Source organism: Mesorhizobium loti, from assembly GCF_003148495.1.
GTDB classification, from domain to species: domain Bacteria; phylum Pseudomonadota; class Alphaproteobacteria; order Rhizobiales; family Rhizobiaceae; genus Mesorhizobium; species Mesorhizobium loti.
Genome location: NZ_QGGH01000003.1, coordinates 310,230 through 327,962 on the forward strand (window position 1 = coordinate 310,230; position 17,733 = coordinate 327,962).

General features: G+C 62.7%; 19 protein-coding genes and 1 tRNA gene. 7 read left to right on the forward strand and 13 right to left on the reverse strand.

Features of this window, described 5'->3' with window-relative positions; genetic code table 11:
• Positions 1 to 78: 78 nt before the first annotated feature.
• From C8D77_RS14975 to C8D77_RS14995, 4 genes are all read right to left on the reverse strand, one after another.
• The gene (locus tag C8D77_RS14975) at positions 79 to 333 is read right to left on the reverse strand and encodes a hypothetical protein (protein WP_109664195.1); all 255 of its coding nucleotides are present in this window, start codon (positions 331 to 333) and stop codon (positions 79 to 81) included.
• Between the two features lie 58 nt (positions 334 to 391).
• Positions 392 to 1,354, reverse strand: a complete 963-nt coding sequence (locus C8D77_RS14980; RefSeq protein ID WP_245951790.1) for a SagB/ThcOx family dehydrogenase — start codon at positions 1,352 to 1,354, stop codon at positions 392 to 394.
• A 528-nt stretch (positions 1,355 to 1,882) separates the two neighbouring features.
• Complete coding sequence (locus C8D77_RS14990) at positions 1,883 to 2,632, reverse strand: helix-turn-helix domain-containing protein (RefSeq protein ID WP_109664206.1); 750 nt, start codon at positions 2,630 to 2,632, stop codon at positions 1,883 to 1,885.
• Between the two features lie 331 nt (positions 2,633 to 2,963).
• Positions 2,964 to 3,039 (reverse strand) — tRNA-Ala (locus tag C8D77_RS14995).
• Positions 3,040 to 3,199: 160 nt separating this feature from the next.
• Here C8D77_RS14995 and C8D77_RS15000 point away from each other — a divergent pair.
• Positions 3,200 to 3,490, forward strand: a complete 291-nt coding sequence (locus C8D77_RS15000; RefSeq protein ID WP_109665382.1) for a YggT family protein — start codon at positions 3,200 to 3,202, stop codon at positions 3,488 to 3,490.
• A 13-nt stretch (positions 3,491 to 3,503) separates the two neighbouring features.
• The gene (locus tag C8D77_RS15005; RefSeq protein WP_109664210.1) at positions 3,504 to 3,815 is read left to right on the forward strand and encodes a DUF167 family protein; all 312 of its coding nucleotides are present in this window, start codon (positions 3,504 to 3,506) and stop codon (positions 3,813 to 3,815) included.
• A gap of 18 nt (positions 3,816 to 3,833) precedes the next feature.
• Here C8D77_RS15005 and C8D77_RS15010 read toward each other — a convergent pair whose 3' ends face one another.
• From C8D77_RS15010 to C8D77_RS15020, 3 genes are read right to left on the reverse strand one after another with little or no spacing between them, the layout of a single operon-like run.
• Complete coding sequence (locus C8D77_RS15010; RefSeq protein ID WP_109664213.1) at positions 3,834 to 4,715, reverse strand: MurR/RpiR family transcriptional regulator; 882 nt, start codon at positions 4,713 to 4,715, stop codon at positions 3,834 to 3,836.
• Positions 4,716 to 4,725: 10 nt separating this feature from the next.
• The gene (locus tag C8D77_RS15015; protein ID WP_109664217.1) at positions 4,726 to 5,793 is read right to left on the reverse strand and encodes an ABC transporter ATP-binding protein; all 1,068 of its coding nucleotides are present in this window, start codon (positions 5,791 to 5,793) and stop codon (positions 4,726 to 4,728) included.
• A 2-nt stretch (positions 5,794 to 5,795) separates the two neighbouring features.
• Entirely contained in the window at positions 5,796 to 6,602 is an 807-nt protein-coding gene (locus tag C8D77_RS15020) for an SDR family oxidoreductase (protein ID WP_109664222.1), read from the reverse strand.
• Positions 6,603 to 6,784: 182 nt separating this feature from the next.
• Between C8D77_RS15020 and C8D77_RS15025 the strand changes: the two genes are divergently transcribed.
• From C8D77_RS15025 to C8D77_RS15040, 4 genes are all read left to right on the forward strand, one after another.
• Positions 6,785 to 8,017: an ABC transporter substrate-binding protein gene (locus tag C8D77_RS15025; RefSeq protein ID WP_109664227.1), complete on the forward strand. Its 1,233-nt coding sequence runs from the start codon at positions 6,785 to 6,787 to the stop codon at positions 8,015 to 8,017.
• Positions 8,018 to 8,252: 235 nt separating this feature from the next.
• On the forward strand, positions 8,253 to 9,122 hold the full coding sequence (locus C8D77_RS15030) for a carbohydrate ABC transporter permease (protein ID WP_109664231.1): 870 nt from the start codon (positions 8,253 to 8,255) through the stop codon (positions 9,120 to 9,122).
• Positions 9,119 to 9,943, forward strand: a complete 825-nt coding sequence (locus C8D77_RS15035) for a carbohydrate ABC transporter permease (RefSeq protein ID WP_109664236.1) — start codon at positions 9,119 to 9,121, stop codon at positions 9,941 to 9,943. Before C8D77_RS15030 ends, C8D77_RS15035 begins: the two co-directional genes overlap by 4 nt.
• A 23-nt stretch (positions 9,944 to 9,966) precedes the next feature.
• The gene (locus C8D77_RS15040) at positions 9,967 to 11,463 is read left to right on the forward strand and encodes a M81 family metallopeptidase (protein WP_109664240.1); all 1,497 of its coding nucleotides are present in this window, start codon (positions 9,967 to 9,969) and stop codon (positions 11,461 to 11,463) included.
• 147 nt (positions 11,464 to 11,610) lie between these two features.
• Here the strand turns inward: C8D77_RS15040 and C8D77_RS15045 are convergent, their stop codons facing one another.
• The 6 genes from C8D77_RS15045 to C8D77_RS15070 form a co-directional block, all read right to left on the reverse strand.
• Positions 11,611 to 13,665 (reverse strand): M3 family metallopeptidase, encoded by a 2,055-nt coding sequence (locus C8D77_RS15045; RefSeq protein WP_109664245.1) that lies wholly within the window; start codon positions 13,663 to 13,665, stop codon positions 11,611 to 11,613.
• A 93-nt stretch (positions 13,666 to 13,758) separates the two neighbouring features.
• Positions 13,759 to 14,193, reverse strand: coding sequence for a hypothetical protein (locus tag C8D77_RS15050; RefSeq protein ID WP_109664249.1), 435 nt, complete (start codon positions 14,191 to 14,193; stop codon positions 13,759 to 13,761).
• The gene (locus C8D77_RS15055; protein WP_109664254.1) at positions 14,190 to 14,834 is read right to left on the reverse strand and encodes a carbonic anhydrase; all 645 of its coding nucleotides are present in this window, start codon (positions 14,832 to 14,834) and stop codon (positions 14,190 to 14,192) included. The genes C8D77_RS15050 and C8D77_RS15055 overlap by 4 nt, the downstream gene beginning before the upstream one ends.
• Before the next feature lie 148 nt (positions 14,835 to 14,982).
• Entirely contained in the window at positions 14,983 to 15,753 is a 771-nt protein-coding gene (locus tag C8D77_RS15060) for a DUF429 domain-containing protein (RefSeq protein ID WP_109664259.1), read from the reverse strand.
• Complete coding sequence (gene pdxY / locus C8D77_RS15065) at positions 15,750 to 16,634, reverse strand: pyridoxal kinase PdxY (RefSeq protein WP_109664262.1); 885 nt, start codon at positions 16,632 to 16,634, stop codon at positions 15,750 to 15,752. The genes C8D77_RS15060 and pdxY overlap by 4 nt, the downstream gene beginning before the upstream one ends.
• A 13-nt stretch (positions 16,635 to 16,647) precedes the next feature.
• On the reverse strand, positions 16,648 to 16,899 hold the full coding sequence (locus C8D77_RS15070) for a hypothetical protein (RefSeq protein ID WP_109665384.1): 252 nt from the start codon (positions 16,897 to 16,899) through the stop codon (positions 16,648 to 16,650).
• A 163-nt stretch (positions 16,900 to 17,062) separates the two neighbouring features.
• Between C8D77_RS15070 and C8D77_RS15075 the strand changes: the two genes are divergently transcribed.
• Complete coding sequence (locus C8D77_RS15075; protein ID WP_109664265.1) at positions 17,063 to 17,701, forward strand: LemA family protein; 639 nt, start codon at positions 17,063 to 17,065, stop codon at positions 17,699 to 17,701.
• Positions 17,702 to 17,733: the final 32 nt, after the last annotated feature.

Below are 17,733 nucleotides of genomic sequence, written 5' to 3' on the forward strand. Positions count from 1 at the left end.
AACGCGCATAGCGTCCCCCAGCGGTTTGGCCGGGAGGTCGAGCCGGCCACCGCGCATGCGGCTGACGATTGCATGTCGCTATGCTCTCCGCGGCTGGGCAGCACGATTGTCCTTTGCCTGCACCTTGGGGTGCAGCGGGTTGCCGCTGAGCTGCGCATGCCTGGCCGGCCGTGCGCCGCGAAGAACGTCGAAGGCTTCTGCATAGGCCATGCCCAGCAGATAGGAGATCATGGGAAAACGGCTTGCTTCGGCCATCTGCACGAGCTCATTGGTCATCGACGAAATGTATTGAAGACTATCGATTTCCGACTGACGTAGGGAATGATTTGCCACGTGCTGCTCCTGTCTGTGGTTGAACCTAGGGAACGCGTTACAGAAAATAATAAGCCGACTAATTGATAGATTGGCCCGCCGAAGACGGGCATGGTTCCGGGGCCGAGAGGGTCAAGGCATAGATGGGCGCGTCGGTGAGGCGATCGAGGCCGAGCAGGCGCTTGATCGCCAATTGACTGAGCGCCGCCGTCGGGCATGCCGACAGGCCATGATTGGTCGCCGCCAGCATGATGTTCTGGCCGATATGGCCAGCCTCGATCAGCACGACACGATAGGCGTTGGCGTCCTCGTATTTCCACATCGTGCGATCGAGCTTCGCGCAAAGCAGGATAAGGCACGGCATGGTATCAGCCCATTCCTGTCCACCGACCAGTTCGGAGATCTTGGGCAGATGGTTCGCGGAAATCCTGCCAAGGTCGTGATCGGCGGCACAATAGTGGTAGACGCCGGGCTCGAGACCGTCGACGCCGAGCGCGACCACATAGGCCTCATAGGGATTCCTCGCGCCGCCGGAAGGGGTCATGCCAAGCGGCAGGGCGCCAACGCAGTTGGCGGTCTCGCCGGTGATGCCGAGCCCTGCGAACAGGCAATCGGAAAGCTGTTTGGCCGTGATGGTGGGCTGAGCCGCCGTGCGGTTGGTGCGGCGGCGCGCCATCAGGGCGAGAAGTTCATTGTCTTCCAATGCGTTCGGCAGCTGAATGGCGCCAGCGGAATTCTTCAGCACCAGGTCCGGCTGCGGCGTGTGGCCGGCGCGTTCGATCTGCCGTTCTTCCGCTTGCTCGATGGTCATGTATGCGCTGTCCTGGACGCAGAAATGCATCAGCGCGGTCGGAAGGCCCCAGCTCCATTGTCCGGAAAACTGCTCCTCCTGCTCGGCGAGCGGCGATCCGGCGGTCACCAGGGCGGAAAAATCGAGCAACTGGGGAACAACAGCCTTCAGCTCGGACTTCGACCACCCATGGGCGCGGGCGATATCCGCCGTCGACGCCCATTTGTCCCACGATGCAAGAAGACCGACCATCTCCGGGCTGCATTCAAACACGCTTCTGGTCAGGAAGTTGCATGCCGTGATCTTGTTGGGCCCGGGGTAGAAAACAAGCGTTTTTGAAGAGCGCATTTTCATGATGCTGAATGCCATGTGCGGAGCCGAGGCGCCGACAAGCGAACCGCTCGCCGGCGCAGAACGGCTTCAGCGCTTGTTGTAGTGCATGCCCTGCGAAAAGAAGACGGTCTGCGTGCCGGCGGCAATCGTCAGCTTCGGAGCGGTGTTCACTTTCTTGGCCATTTTCATCCCTTCCTTGATCCCATCGGGATCCGTTGAAAGACCCCCAAAACGGGATCCACGGCAAGAAAGGTAAGGTCGGAAGAGTTAATGGTATGTTAAAATTGTAGTAAATCCACGTACCAAAGACAGGCTGATGAATTATCTTTCCTATCACTAAAGTGTAAAATATCGATTTTATTCAGATACAGAGTAGACAATCGTTGGCATACGCTTTTTCGGTATATGCTTATTCTTATTTAGCGTAAGCCACGGCGATCGACGGCATTAGCCCAGCCCGTCCCGGGTGAGGCTGACCACCAGTTGGTCGACATTGGGATCGTCGAGCCTGATGACGTGTGCCATGCTGATGGCGTCCCTGGGGCGGATGTTGGCCATGTCGCGCCGCATGATGACGGACACGAAGGCCGGCCCGGCCTCCGTCAGAAGCATAGCCTTGCCTATCAGCACCGGTTCGGAGATCGGTGCCCATTGCACGGAGATCAGCGACGGCTCGCCGGTCTGGCGACGATTGATGCCGCTGAAATAGATCCAGTTCAGGCGCGAGATCGCCACCCCATAGTGGTTGCCGCGCGCCCGCGCCCATGTCGATCCCCGGCGTTCCGACCATCCGGTAACCCTTCTGAAGGTGACCAGCTCGGCTTCGCGACGCACGAAGGTTACCGATCGCATCAAGAGGTCGGGCCGGGAGGGAATCGAAAAATAGGTGAAATAGGTGCCTCCCGCGATCGATGGGCTGGGCGGACGGATCATCTGGTTGAACAAGCTCTCCGAAACCGGCGGCAGGCCCCGGACCCTGGGTTCGGGGACGTCGGGATCCAGGTACAACTCGGCCTCGTCGATCCGGAAGTAGTCGCAGATCAGCTTGGCGGTGGCCTTGTTGGGAACCGTCTGTCCTTGCAGATAGCGTTCGAACTGCGTGCGGTTGATGCCCAGCTCACGGCATACCGCGCTGACGGAAGCATGGTCCTTGCAGAGCCGTCTAAGGTTTGCAGCGAGATTCTCGCGAATTGACACGTCTTTGCTTCCGCAGGCGGATTTTTCATTTCGACTCGAAAGCCATATAGCGTCTTCGGTCGCCCCCGCCGAAACGCCCTTGTCACAACGCACAGAAAAACTGATTTGGTAACGTCAATCTAATGGGGCAGTTTCCAAAAAGAACGGAAACAATCCGTGGGCAGCTTCCGCCATAAGTCCAATTGACAACAGTTTTGTCAGATATTGCGAGATGGACGCGCAGTAGTGCGGCCCTCGAAAGCGCCTTGGCACAACAAATACCGCCCGCAGGAGCCAGGACGAGCCCCGTGCAGTGCATTCGGCGCGGAGAGTGGAGAACTGATTATTCCGCTGGTGGAGCTGAGGAGGATCGAACTCCTGACCTCGTCATTGCGAACGACGCGCTCTCCCAGCTGAGCTACAGCCCCGTCCAGCGGATGGGCGCATTTATCGGGCGTCGTGGTTTTCTGTCAAGGCGGCGTTTTGCCGAAATCCGCTGCCGTCGCGTGTCGGGCCAGCGTAGAGGGAAGGCGGCCCTTGCCGGTTTCGCGTGCAATGGCTACATGTCGGCAACAATTGGAGACCGGCATGCTCGCCCTCATTCAGACAATCGTTATGGCGCTTGACCTCTACTGGTGGATCATCATCGCATCGGCGATCTTCTCCTGGCTCTACGCCTTCAACGTCGTCAATTCGAAAAACCAGTTCGTCGGCAGTATCGGCAACATGCTCTACCGGCTGACCGAGCCGGCGTTGCGGCCGATCCGCCGCTTCATGCCGGATCTTGGCGGCATCGACATCTCGCCGATCATCCTGCTTCTGATCCTGTTCTTCCTGCGGCAGTTCATACTCACCACGGTGGCGCCACTCGTCCTGTGAGCCCGGTGCTCGCATGAGCGCGCCGTTCCGCCTGCGCGATGGTGGCGTCGACCTGTTTGTCCGGCTGACGCCGAAGGCTGCGCTGGACAGGCTCGAAGGCGTCGAGACGACAGCGGACGGTCGAAGCCATCTGAAGGCGCGCGTCCGCGCCGTGCCGGAAAACGGCGCCGCCAATCAAGCGCTTGAACGATTGCTGGCCAAGGTGCTGGGCGTGCCGGCGTCCACCGTCTCGGTTGTCGCCGGCGGCACCGCCCGGCTGAAGACCGTGCGCATTTCAGGCGATCCGGCGATGTTGGCGAAAGGCATCGAGGGGCTCGGCTCCTGATGCCCTTCGGCGAAGGGTTCAATCCCCCAGCGGCAAACGCGGATCGTCGACTTTCAACGTGTTCACGCTCTGCTTGATGCGGCGCAGATTTTCGAGGACTCGTGGTCCGCGCGTCTCGGCGACGGAGGTGACGATCATGTCGACGATCGACAGCAGCGCATAGCGCGACGATGTCGGCTTGTAGATGTTGCCGTCTTCCAGCGACTGGAAATGGATGACCGTGTCGGCGACCTTGGCGAGTGCGGAGTCCGGCGGCGTGATGGCGATTGTCGTGGCACCATATTGCTGGGCGACCTGCACCGCATCGATAACCGATCGCGCATAGCCCGAGACAGAGAAGGCGATCAGCGTGGTGTCGGGCGTGGCGACGGCGGCGTACATGCGCTGCAGCTGTCCGTCGATCTGCGCCAGCACCGACACGCCCAGCCTGAACAGCCGGTTCTGCATTTCGGTCGCCATCATCGAGGAAATACCGCCGGAACCGATGCACAGCACATTGCCCGAGACGGCGATGCGCGCGGCGACGGCGACCAGCGTAGTCATGTCGAGGTTTTCGCTGGCGCGCTGGATGGCCGATATCGCCGCTTCGGTGATGGCGGAAGCGATGCGCTGTTCGCGGGCATCGCGGCTCAACGGCTCCGGCGATAGATACTGGCCGCCGATGGCGATGGCCTGTGCCAGATAGAATTTGAAATCGCGCAGGCCCTCGCAACCGAGGTTGCGGCAGAACCGCGTCACCGTCGGTTCGCTGACACCGACACGCGCGGCAATTTCCGAGATCGCCGCCTTGGAGACGAAATCAAGGTCGGCCAGCACGAAGCCGGCCAGTTTGCGATCCGACTTCGTTCCGTCCTGCAACATCAGCTGCAGGCGCGTGATGATGTCGGCCGGCGTCTTCATGTATGTGTTTTCATAGAGGCAGGCCCGTCGCCTTGTCGAACAGATGGATGTTGCCGGGATCGACGGTCACCGGCAGCAGGTCGCCCGGCCTGACCGGCACCCTGTCGCGGAACACGGCGCGTACGGTATCAGCACCAATGGCGCCATAGACATGGGTCTCGGAACCGGTCGGCTCGACGACATCCACCTTGATCGCCATCGCGTCGACAGCCTCGCCGATGACGAAATGCTCGGGCCGGATGCCGGCTTCCACCGCGCTGCCCGCCGGCACCTGTTTGCCGGCAAGCGCAAGTCGGCCGCCACCGGTCGACTCGAACCAGGATTTCTGAGCTGTCGTCTTGAGAGAACCCGACACAAAGCTCATCGACGGCGAGCCAAGGAAGCTGGCGACGAACTTGTTGGCCGGCCTGTCATAGAGTTCCAGCGGCGCGCCGACCTGCTGGATCCTGCCACGGTCCATGACGACGATGCGGTCGGCCATGGTCATGGCTTCGATCTGGTCGTGGGTGACATAGACGATCGTCGATTTCAGCCGCTGGTGCAGCGCCTTGATCTCGACGCGCATCTGCACGCGCAATTGCGCGTCGAGGTTGGACAGGGGCTCGTCGAACAGGAACACCGACGGCTCGCGCACGATGGCGCGGCCCATGGCGACGCGCTGGCGCTGGCCGCCCGACAGCTGGCGGGGATAGCGGTCGAGATAGGAGAAGAGATTGAGGACGCCGGACGCCTTTTTGACCTTTGCGTCGACCGCCTCGCGCGCCTCGCCGCGTATCTTCGGGCCAAAGCCGATATTGTCGGCTGCCTTCAGGTGTGGAAACAGCGCATAGGACTGGAACACCATGGCAATGTTGCGCTGCTGCGGCGGCAGCGCGTTGGCGCGCACGCCGCCGATCAACAGGTCGCCGGAGGTGATCGTCTCCAGTCCGGCCAGCATGCGCAGCAAGGTCGACTTGCCGCAGCCGGACGGGCCGACCAGCACGACGAACTCGCCGCTCTTGATATCGAGGCTGATGTTCTCGAGGATCTTGTGCTGTCCGAAGGATTTCGACAGGTCGCGAAACTCGACGTCGGTCATGCTCACGCTCCCAGAATGTCGTCGATGAAGGGCAGGCAACCGGCGGTCAGCCCCGCGTCCACCGGCATCACCACGCCCGTTATTCCAGATGCGCGATCGGACGCAAGGAAGGCGACGGCTTCCGCCACTTCCGAAGCGTTGACGATGCGGCCAAGCGGATAGAGCCGTTGCAGCTTGCCTAGGATTTCAGGATCCTTGGCAAGGCGATGGTCCCAGGCGGCGGTGCGGATCGATCCGGGGCAGACGACATTGGAGCGCAGGCCGCTGCGGCCGAGCTCGACGGCGATCGCCTTGGCGTAGGCGTTGATGCCGGCCTTGGCCGCGGCATAGGCGGGATTGCCGAAATGCGCGATGGCGTTGACCGACGAGATGAAGACGACGCTGCCGGAACCTCGGCCGGCCATCGCCTTGACCAGCGGATCGGCGAAGTTCATCACGCCGGTCAGGTTGAGGTCGAGTTCCTGCTCTATCTTGTCGGGATTGAGCGCCGAAATCGTCTCGGCGCGCGTCCAGCCGGCATTGTTGACGAGAATGTCGGGCATGCCATCCCGGTCGAGGATCGCGGCGATCGCTGCCGCTATCGATGCCTTGTCGAGAAGGTCGAAGACGTGGCGGGAGGCAAGGTGCGGGCTTTTCAATGCCTCGCTTGATTGGTCGCAGCCGACGACCCTGGCGCCCCTTTGCGCCATCAGCGCCACGATGGCGGTGCCGAGGCCGCCGCCAGCACCCGTGACCACGACAGTCTTGCCCTCGAACTCGGCCCTGCCTTCGAACTCGGCCCTGCCTTCGAACTTGGCTTGCGAAACCACCGTACGTCATCCTCCGGGAGTTCTGACAGATGGTGCAACGCCTAGGCCAAAAAATGTAATTAAGCAACAGAATAATCTGCTTGCAAGCCTTCAAATCATCGATAATGTAGGAAAGTCACATAAATCTTCTGCTCCGGCAACGAAGAGGCGCGCAGGCGCAAAATCAAAATGGGAGAGATCAAATGAGCCTTGCAAAATGGACTGTCGGCCTGATGGCCGGAATGAGCATGCTGGCAATTGCGGCGCAGGCGAATGCGGGCGAGGTGCGCGTCACCGTCGCCGAGTACAGCGCCAAGACTGCTCCCTATTTCGCCGACGTTAAGAAGGAATTCGAGGCGGCCAATCCCGGCATCACCGTCAAGTTCGAAGTGGTGCCGTGGGATGTGCTGCTGCAGAAGCTGACCACCGACATCACCGCCGGCACCAATGCCGATCTGTCGATCATCGGCACGCGCTGGCTGATCGACTTTGTCCAGCAGGATGTCGCCGAGCCGCTCGACAGCTACATCAAGCCCGACTTCAAGGACCGCTTCATCGACACCTTCCTGTCGCCCTCGATCATGGAGGGCAAGACCTACGGCCTGCCGATCGCGGCCTCGGCGCGCGCCATGTACTACAACAAGGAGCTGTTCGAGAAAGCCGGCATCGCCAAGCCGCCGGCAACCTGGACCGAGCTGCAGGACGATGCGCGCAAGATCAAGGCGCTGGGCTCCGGCACCTTTGGTTTCGGCCTGCAGGGCAAGGAGATCGAGACCGACGTGTACTACTACTATGCGATGTGGTCCCAGGGCACCGAGATCCTCAACAAGGACGGCACCTCCGGCCTCGGCACGCCCGGCGCGCTTGAAGCGGCCAAGCTCTACAAGTCGATGATCGACGAAGGCCTCACCGAGCCGGGCGTCACGTCCAACAACCGCGAGGATGTGCAGAACCTGTTCAAGCAGGGCAAGGTTGGCATGATGATCACCGCACCGTTCCTGTCCAACCAGATCAAGGACGAGGCGCCGAACCTGAAATACGGCGTGGCGGCCATTCCCGCCGGGCCGACCGGCGCGCGCGGTACCTACGGCGTGACCGATTCCATCATCATGTTCAAGAACTCCAAGAACAAGGACGAGGCGTGGAAGCTGCTCGATTTCCTGTTCACCACCGAACAGCGCGCCAAGTTCACGCAGGGCGAAGGTTTCCTGCCGGTGAACAAGGAAGAGGCCAAGATGGACTACTATGTGAACAATGCTGATCTGGCGGCGTTCACCGCGCTGCTGCCCGACGCCCGCTTCGCGCCGGTCATCCCCGGCTGGGAGGAGGTCGCCCAGATCACCTCCGACGCCATGCAGAAAATCTATCTCGGCGGCGATCCCGAGGCAGGCTTGAAAGACGCAGCCGCCAAGGCCAACGCGGTGCTGAAGAAATAGGGCGTATCTCCCTGCGCCCGTGGCGCGCCCCAGACTCAGGCGGGGCGCGCCACCCCTTGGTTTCCCGCCTGGTGCGGTGGATCCGAAATTCGCATAGAAACTTCTGATCCACGCGCGTGGATCGGTTCACCGTTTGGTGAAACGGCGAACCGATCCAACTCTTTATTTTAACGCAATTCCGAACGGAAAACCGCGCCACACTTTTCCTGGAATTGCTCTAGGCGCAGGCCAGCCGATGCAAAACCGTTTCTTGCCCTATCTTCTGACCTTACCCAGCCTGTTCCTGGCGGCGATCGTCATCTTCTGGCCGGTCTGGGATCTGATCCAGATCTCGACGCACGATGTCAGCCGCTTCGGCCAGCTTCGCGACTTCAACGACTTTGCCAATTTCGGGGCACTCGCTGCCGATCCCGATTTCATGGCCGCGCTCTGGCGCACCGGCCAGTGGACGGTGATGGTCGTCGGCGGCGCGCTGCTTTTGTCGATCCCGGTGGCGATGATCCTCAACACCGACTTCTATGGCCGCGGTATTGCCCGCGTCATCATCATGTTGCCCTGGGCGGTGTCGCTGACCATGACCGCGGTGGTCTGGCGCTGGGCGCTGAGTGGTGAAAGCGGCATGCTGAATTCGGCGCTGATCGGCCTCGGCATCATCGACCACAACATCCAGTGGCTGGCGAGCGCCGAAACCGCCTTTCCCATGCAGGTGCTGATCGGCATCCTGGTGACGGTGCCGTTCACGACAACGATCTTCCTCGGCGGGCTGTCGTCGATCCCGGATGACCTCTACGAGGCGGCGGCGCTCGAAGGAGCGACACCGCTGCAGCAGTTCCGCGAAATCACCTTTCCACTGCTGAAGCCGTTCATCAACATCGCCATCGTGCTCAACACCATCTACGTGTTCAATTCCTTCCCGATCATCTGGGTGATGACGCAGGGCGGGCCGGCCAATTCGACCGACATCCTGGTCACCCACCTCTACAAGCTCGCCTTCCGCATCGGCAAGCTGGGCGAAGCATCGGCGGTGTCGCTGGTGATGTTCGCCATATTGCTCATCTTCACCATGATCTATGTGCGGCTGGCGATGCGGGAGCAGCGCGCATGACAAGTAAACTCAAACGCACCGTCATTGCCTGGCTGCTGCTGGCGCCACTGATCGTGGTGACGCTCTTTCCGTTCGCGGTGATGTTCCTGACCGCGGTCAAGCCGAGACAGGAAGTGCTGTCGCCGACCTGGTGGCCGAGCGAATTCCGCTGGGCCAACTTCTCCGACATGTGGGTGGCGACCGGCTTTGGCCAGGCGCTGCTCAATTCGCTCTACGTGTCTGTGATCGCCACCGTCGGCGCCATCCTGATCTCGGTTCCGGCGGCCTATGCCATGTCGCGCTTCCGCTTTGCCGGCTACGGCGCCTTGCGCCAGTTCCTGCTGATTTCGCAGATGATCTCGCCGATCGTGCTGGTGCTCGGCCTGTTCCGGCTGATGGCCGCCTGGGGCCTGGTCGAGAGCACGACGGCGCTTGGCTTCATCTACATGGCCTTCAACGTCGCCTTCACGGTGTGGATGCTGCAGAGCTATTTCGACACTATCCCGCGCGATCTCGAGGAGGCGGCCTGGATGGAAGGCGCCGGCCGCTGGCTGACCTTGCGCAAGGTGTTCCTGCCGCTCTGCCTGCCGGCGATCGCGGTCACCGCGATCTTCACCTTCATCAATGCCTGGAACGAATTCGTCGTCGCGCTCACCATGCTGCGCAGCCAGGAAAGCTACACGCTGCCGATCCAGGTGTTTTCGCTGGTCGCTGGCCGCTATACCATCGAATGGCACCACGTCATGGCGGCCACGCTGCTGGCGACCTTGCCGGTGGCCATCCTGTTCATCTGGCTGCAGCGCTACCTCGTCAGGGGCCTGGCGCTCGGGGCGGTCAAATAGCCGCCACCATCCACGGAGCTTTCATGCGCATCTTCACCGCCTCGCTGGCGACGGAAACCAACACCTTCTCGCCGGTGCCGACCGATAGGGCCTCGTTCGAGATGGCCTTCTATGCTGGGCCCGGCAAACATCCGGAAACACCGACTTTGTGCTCGTCGCCGATGGTTGCCCTGCGCCGGCGGGCGGTCGCCGAAGGCCTTGATGTCATCGAAGGCACCGCCACCTGGGCCGAGCCCGGCGGTCTGGTGCAACGGCAGACCTATGAGGCGCTGCGCGACGAGATTCTCGGTCAGCTCAAGGCAGCGCTGCCGGTCGACGCCGTCATCCTCGGCCTGCATGGCGCCATGGTGGCGCAAGGCTATGACGACTGTGAAGGCGATCTGCTCGAACGCGTCCGCGCGATGGTCGGGCCGGAGGTGGTGATCGCGGTGGAGCTCGATCCGCACAGTCATCTGACGCCGAAGCGAGTCGCTGCCTCCGATATCCTCGCCTACTTCCTCGAATTTCCGCACACTGATTTCTACGAGCGTGGCGAACATGTCGTCGAGCTTGGTCTTGCCGCGGCGCGCGGTGAGATCAAGCCGGTCATCTCGACCTTCGATTGCCGCATGATCCAGGTGCTGCCGACCAGCCGCGAGCCGATGCGCTCCTTCGTCGACCGCATCAAGGCGCTGCATGGCAAGGACGGCGTGCTGTCGGTCTCGGTCATCCACGGCTTCATGGCGGCCGACGTGCCCGAGATGGGCACGCGCATCCTGGTCGTCACCGACAATGACAAGGCCAAGGGCGACGCGCTGGCGGAACGGCTGGGGCGGGAGCTTTACGCGCTGCGCGAAAAGACGGCGATGACCATGCTGAGCGCCACCGACGGCATCGACCGGGCGCTGGCCGTGCGCGCCAAGAATCCGGGCAAGCCGGTGGTCATCGCCGATATCTGGGACAATCCCGGCGGCGGTGTGCCGGGCGACGGCACCTTCGTGCTGCGCCAGATGCTGGCGCGTGGCCTGGACAAATTCGGTGTGGCGACGATCTGGGATCCGATCGCGGTCACCTTCTGCCTGGCGGCGGGCGAGGGCGCGGTCATCGACCTGCGCTTCGGCGGCAAGGCCGGGCCGCAGGCCGGCGAGCCGATCGACGCGCGCGTGCGCGTGCTGAAGGCGGTTGCGGAGGGTTGGCAAAGTTTCGGGCCAAGCCGCGTGACGCTGGGGCCGACGGCGCTGGTCCGCCTCGAAGGCACCGAGGTCGACATCATCCTCAACACCAATCGCACGCAGACCTTCGAGCCGGATATCTTTTCCAATATCGGCGTTGACCCACTGGCCAAGGACATGCTGCTGATCAAGTCGACCAATCATTTCTACGCCGGCTTCGAGCCGATCGCCGCCGAGATCATCTATGTCTCGGCGCCGAGTTCGTATCCAAGCAATCCGGCGGTGACCAACTACACCAAGCTTACGCGGCCGATCTGGCCGCGGGTGGCTGATCCTTGGAAGAGTGACGCTGGCATTCTCCCCCCTTGAGGGGGAGATGTCGCCGAAGGCGACAGAGGGGGTCGTCTCTCGTGGAGTGCCAACTTTCTTCTGTCGCAGGAGGCCGAGTCCGGTCGGACCGACCCCCTCTGGCCGCTTCGCGGCCATCTCCCCCTCGAGGGGGGAGAGTGTGCAGCGCTATACCAGCCCGCGCTTGGCCATCATCGCTTCGGGCGAAGGCATCTTGCCACGGAAAGCCGTGTAGAGCTCTTCCGGGTCCTTCGAGCCGCCGGCGGCGTAGATGTTCTTGCGCAACCGCTCGGCGAGCGCCGGGTTGAAGGGGTCGCCGGTCTCCTCAAAGGCGGCGAAGGCATCGGCGTCGAGCACTTCCGACCACATGTACGAGTAATAGCCGGCCGAATAGCCGTCGCCGGAAAAGACATGGCCGAAATGCGGGGTGCGGTGGCGCATGGCGATGGTGTCAGGCATGTGCAGCGTCGCAAGCGTTTCGGCTTCGAAACGAAGCGGCGCTTCCGGTGCATCCGGTCGGGCGTGATAGGCCATGTCGATCAGCGCCGAGGCGGTGAATTCGACCGTGGCGAAGCCGGCGCCGAACGTGCGCGCCGCCAGCATCTTGTCGAGCAGCGCCTTCGGCATCGGCTTGCCGGTCTTCACGTGCAAAGCGTGCTTTTCCAGCACCGCCGGCACCGTCAGCCAATGCTCGTAGAGCTGCGAGGGCAGTTCGACGAAATCGCGGCTGACCGAGGTGCCCGCGACCGACGGCCAGGTGACGTCGGTCAGCATGCCGTGCAAAGCATGGCCGAACTCGTGGAACAGCGTCTTCGCCTCGTCGACCGAGAGCAGAGCCGGCTCGCCAACCGGCGGCTTGGCGAAGTTCATGATGTTGTAGATCACCGGTTTCGAGCCGTGGCCGAGCCTATAGCCGGACTGCAGCGCGCTCATCCAGGCACCGGAGCGCTTTGATGGCCGCGCGAAATAGTCGGCGAGGAACAGGCCGCGCTCGCTGCCGTCGGCATTCTTCACCACGAACACACGCGCGTCGGGGTGCCAGGCCGCGATGCCTTTTTTCTCCTCGAAGGTGACGCCGAACAGCCGTGTCGCCACGTCGAAGCAGGCGTCGATGATCCGGTCGAGCTGCAAATAGGGTTTCAGTTCAGCCTCGTCGAAGGCGAATTTTTCCGCGCGCAGTTTCTCCTGGTAGAAGCGCCAGTCCCAGGCGGCGAATTTTTCGTTGCTGCCGGCTGCGGTGGCCAGGCGCTGCAGGTCGGTCTGGTCGGCGGCCGCCTTCTCCAGCGCTTTCTCCCACACCGGATCAAGCAGCGCGTGCACCGCCTTTGGTGTCTTGGCCATGGTGTCGTCGAGCTTCAGCGCGGCGAAGGAGGCGTAGCCGAGCAGCTTTGCCTTTTCGGCGCGCAGGCGCAGCATGTCGCGCACCACGGACGTGTTGTCGGTGGTGCCGCCATTCTGGCCGCGCATGGTGAAGGCGCGGAAGGCGATCTCGCGCAGGTCGCGGCGTTCAGAGAAGGTCGAGAACGGCTCATAGATCGAGCGCGATAGGGTGACGGCATAGCGACCCTTCTGGCCGCGCATCTCGGCGGCTTCGGCCATCGAGCTTTTCAGGAAATCCGGCAGACCGACAAGATCGGCATCGTCGAGGAACAGCGCCCAGTCGCTCTCGTCGGCCAGCACATTCTGGCCGAAGCTGGTGCCGAGCGAAGACAATTCCTCGCTGATCTTGGCCAGCCGCTTCTTACCGTCGGCGTCGAGTTTGGCGCCGGATCGGACAAAGCCCTTCCAGGTCTTTTCCAGGACCCGCAGCGTCTCGGCGTCGAGCTTCAGGCTCTCACGGCGCTGGTAGAGATCGTCGATGCGGGCAAACAGCCTCTCATTCATCGAAATCGCCGAGAAATGCCTGGACATTTTCGGCGAGATGTCGCGCTCCAGCGCCTGGATCGTGTCATTGGTGTAGGCGCCGGCGCGGCACCAGAAGATCGACGAGACGCGATCGAGTGCTTCGCCGCCGAGTTCCAGCGCGGCAAGCGTGTTCTCGATGGTCGGGGCATCCTTGTTGCCGGCGATCGCCTCGATCTCGGCCTCATGCGCCTTCAGCGCCGTGTCGAAGACCGGGGAGAAGTCGCCGTCGCCAATGCGGGTGAAATCCGGCAGGCCCAGCGGCCCTTGCCACGTGGTCAGCGGATGGGCGGCGAGGTCGACAGCTTTTGTGGAAGGCATGGACAGTCTTTCGCTGGAGAAGGCAGGGTGGGTCGCTACCGATGTAGGGCGCGGCCGGCGGACCCGCAATATCGCAGTTGGCCGATATCCGCCTCAGAAGCCGTCGCAGTTCTCGGCGATCGCGGCTTGCGAACTGGCGGTGATGCGATTGTCGGACACCGCGAAGGTTTCCTGCATCAGCATGTCGTTGTTGGGGAAATCGTAACAAGCGACCACCGTGGTGACGCCGCTTTCGCTCTTCTCGATCCGGTGCCGGATCGCAGCACCCGCAACAGCACCTTTCCATTCGTCGATCGAAGCGATGAATTCCTGCTTGCTTTGCACAATGCCGAGGTCGTCCAGCTTAATGCGGACATCATCGGAGAGCAGGTCGGACAGTTCGGTGCGGTCGGCGACCAGCAGAGCCGAATACCAGCGGCTGATGATGGCGCGATCATCGGCGCGGGCGGCAATGATCGCGACCAGCAGCGCGGCCGCCGTGAAAACGATCGACCGGATGTTCACCACCTTGCGCGCCGCTATGTTCATCCCAGCTCTGGCCGTTCGAAATCGCCGGTCTCCTTGTTCATCGTCCAGAGTTCACCGGTCGAAATGTCGAACCAGGCGCCGTGCAGCGACAGCCGCCCCTTGCCTTCGAGAATCGAGACGCAGGGAAAGGTCCTCAGATTGGCGATGGAATAACGGATCGAGATGCGCTCCAGCGCGGTCTGGCGCTCCGTCGCGGTCATGAAGGTGCTGGAGGACACGGTTTCGGCGGCAGGTGCGATCAGGCTCATCCACTTGCCGATGAAGTCGCCGGGCGACAGCGGTGCGGAATTGGTGTCGAGCGCGGCGCGGATGCCGCCGCAGCGGCCATGGCCCATGACGACGATACTCTTGACCTTGAGGCTCTGCACGGCGAATTCAAGCGCCGCCGAGGTCGAATGGAATTCGCCGTCCGGTGCGTAGGGCGGCACCAGATTGCCGACATTGCGCAGCACGAAGAGTTCGCCAGGCCCGGCGTCGAAGATCGCTTCGGGGGCCGCGCGGGAGTCGCAACAGGCGACGATCATTGTTTCGGGCGCCTGGCCTTCGCGGGCAAGCTCGCGATAGCGTCCGCTCTCGGTGAGATAGCGGCCATTCATGAAATTGCGGTAGCCGGCGAGAAGATGGTCGGGGAGATGGGACATGGGCGGCGTCTGGAGCCTTTCCGGGTTGGAGGCGGCAGCTCGTTGCGGTCAAAAGAGGCTCTAACGGTAAAAGCCCGTTGCGAGCAATGCAGAATTATGGGGGCTGGCTATAAATGCCATGCATCAGGCGCAGCCTTGGCCAATATTCTTACGCCCAAATGGCAACGGGAATGCCAAACCTGTCGCGGGCCGGCGGGTCGGGAAACGGCCGTGCCTCACCGCTGGCGATGCGACCGGCGATCAGCATCATTGCTGCTGCGTCAAGGAAGTCATCGGCGGCGGCACCGCGCGGCGGCGGCTGGTCGAGAAAGCGCATGTCGTAGCCATGCCGGCAGAGTAGCGCCTTGCGTTCCGCCATTCCGGCCGGGTTGATGCTGCCTTTGATTTTCTTCGGCAATTGCATGGCCTGGTCGCCGTTCAGCCGGCAGAAAGCGAGTTCCGGATGCGATTCGAACACGCGGCCGCGCAGATCGGGTCGCGCGATCAGCAGTGCGTCGATCTCGCGGATCTTGGCAAAAATGCCGAACGCCTGGATCGAAACGCCGCGCGGCGGGTCGGATGTGGTTTTGGCCACCTCGCTTGCCCTGATGTGCGCCGCATACCAGGCTTCGATGGTGGTGAAGTCGTTGGTGTCGGCATAGAGCGCGGCGCGGGACGGGATCGAGAAGACGCTGGATTGGCGTGCCCCAAGCAACGGCCGCACCAGCGCTTCCGGGCCGCGCCCGCCTTTGCTCGAAAACTCGGGCAGGCCGATCGGCATGTCGACGGCAACAACTGCGTCATCGGGGAGTGCCGCAAGCAGGGCGGCGAAGCCGGCAAAGACAGCAACGGAGGGTGCCGAACCAGAAGCGCGCCGCACGGCAATCCACCCGCCCTTGCAGCCGTCGACGCCGACAAGCACGATCTCGGCCGGTGTCACGCCCGGCGGTCCCGCCCCGGATGCGTGAGGTGGCGCAGCTGGACCATCGCCATCGGGTGCGACAGGCTCGGGGCATCGGTTTCGAGCTGCAGTTCGTCGCCGCCGCGCTTGGCCGTGCGCGCCAGGATTTCGTAGACCGCCGCGGTCGTCGATTGCAGCGCCTTGATCGCCGGTTGGCCTGACAGGATGCGTGCCAGGTAGACGGCTGCCGTCAGGTCGCCCAAACCATTCGGCGGCTTGTCGATCAGGCGGTGCTCGGCAAGCAGCGCCTGGCTGCCGTCGAGCAGCAGGTTGCCGGTGCCACCGGTCATCATCGACGGCGCCGAGGTGACCAGCATGGTCGATGGCCCGGCATGCAGCGACGCCGCGATCACCGATTTCAGGTCGGGCAAGGGAGCGCCGGCCATCCATTCCAGCTCGTAGCGATTGGGGGTGGCAATGTCGGCGATCGGCATCAGCCGGTCGCGCATGGCGATGGCGGTTGGCTCGGGAACATAGAGGCCGCCCGAATCGCCCATCACCGGATCGCAGATATAGACGGCGTCAGGCGTCCTTGCCTTGACCGCGGCGACCAGCGAGGCGACGGCCTCGGCCTGGCCGGCCTCACCGAGATAGCCGGACAGCACAGCGCCGACCTCACCCAGCCATGGCGCGCGCTCGAGATCGGCCAGCAGCGCCTTGAACTGGTCGAGCGGCGGCACGATGCGCGTTGCGCGCCCATGGCCGGGATGCCAGGGCAGGATGACCGTCGGCACCGCCCAGACCGGGAAACCCAGCGTCTCCAGTGCGAACACAGCGGCACGGTTGCCGACCGAGCCGCGCGCGACATGGCTGGAAATGACGATGACCGCACGCGGCGCGTCGGTTTGTTCGGCGCTCATTGTTGCTTGATTCCTAACTGCCCCGGATGACGTAAAGCACGAGCCAGACCATCAGGCCCAGCGCCAGCAGCAGGCCGAGTGTCCGGCCAATGCGGGTGCCCCAGACTTCGATCGGATCGGCACGATCGGCATCGGCCGCGGTGACGTGATCGTGCAGGCCTTTCGTGGCCCGCGCCACAAACGAGTTGCCGGCCGGATCCGTCTCGCGCGCAACGCGCTCGAGGATACGGCGCGATTCCTTGTCGCTGTCCTGGCGTTCCGCCATGATGATGTCCCGTTTCGATCGAACCTTATCGCGTTCGCACAGCCAATCACAGGGCCTTGCAATGGCATCCAGCGTGCCAGCCAAACGGCTGCCGGTCGGGCGGTTTTCTTGCGCGCCGATTGTGGTAATGCTTCGCATGCAACTTCTACCGAGGGACCCCATCATGTTTGCCCAGCGCCTTGCCTCACCGTCCATGTTCCGCACGCTGCCCGCCTTCCTGATGATGGCGATCGTGCTGCCGCTGCTGGCCGGCTGCGGCTACAACACCATTCCGACGGCGGAGGAAAACGCCAAGGCGGCATGGAGCGAGGTGCTGAACCAGTATCAGCGCCGCGCCGACCTCATCCCCAACCTGGTCGAGACGGTCAAGGGCTATGCCTCGCACGAAAAGGACACGCTCGACGCGGTGGTCGAAGCCCGCGCCAAGGCAACGCAGATCACAGTGACGCCGGAAACGCTGAAGGATCCCGAAGCCCTCAAGAAGTTCCAGGATGCCCAGGCAGGGTTGACCAGCGCGCTGTCGCGGCTGATCGCGGTGTCGGAGGCCTATCCAGACCTCAAGGCCAATCAGAATTTCCTGGCACTGCAGGCGCAGCTCGAAGGCACCGAGAACCGCATCGCGGTGGCACGGCGCGACTATATCCAGGCGGTGCGGGACTACAATCTGACGCTGAAGACGTTCCCGTCGGTGCTGTGGGCGACATTCTGGTTCCGCAGCAACGAGCCCTTCGCCAATTTCACCGTCGATGAAGACAAGATGCAGCCGCCGAAGGTCGATTTCGGCACCAAGCAGGGCGGGTGATCGTCGGAGCCAAACGTCGTGATCTTTCAGGC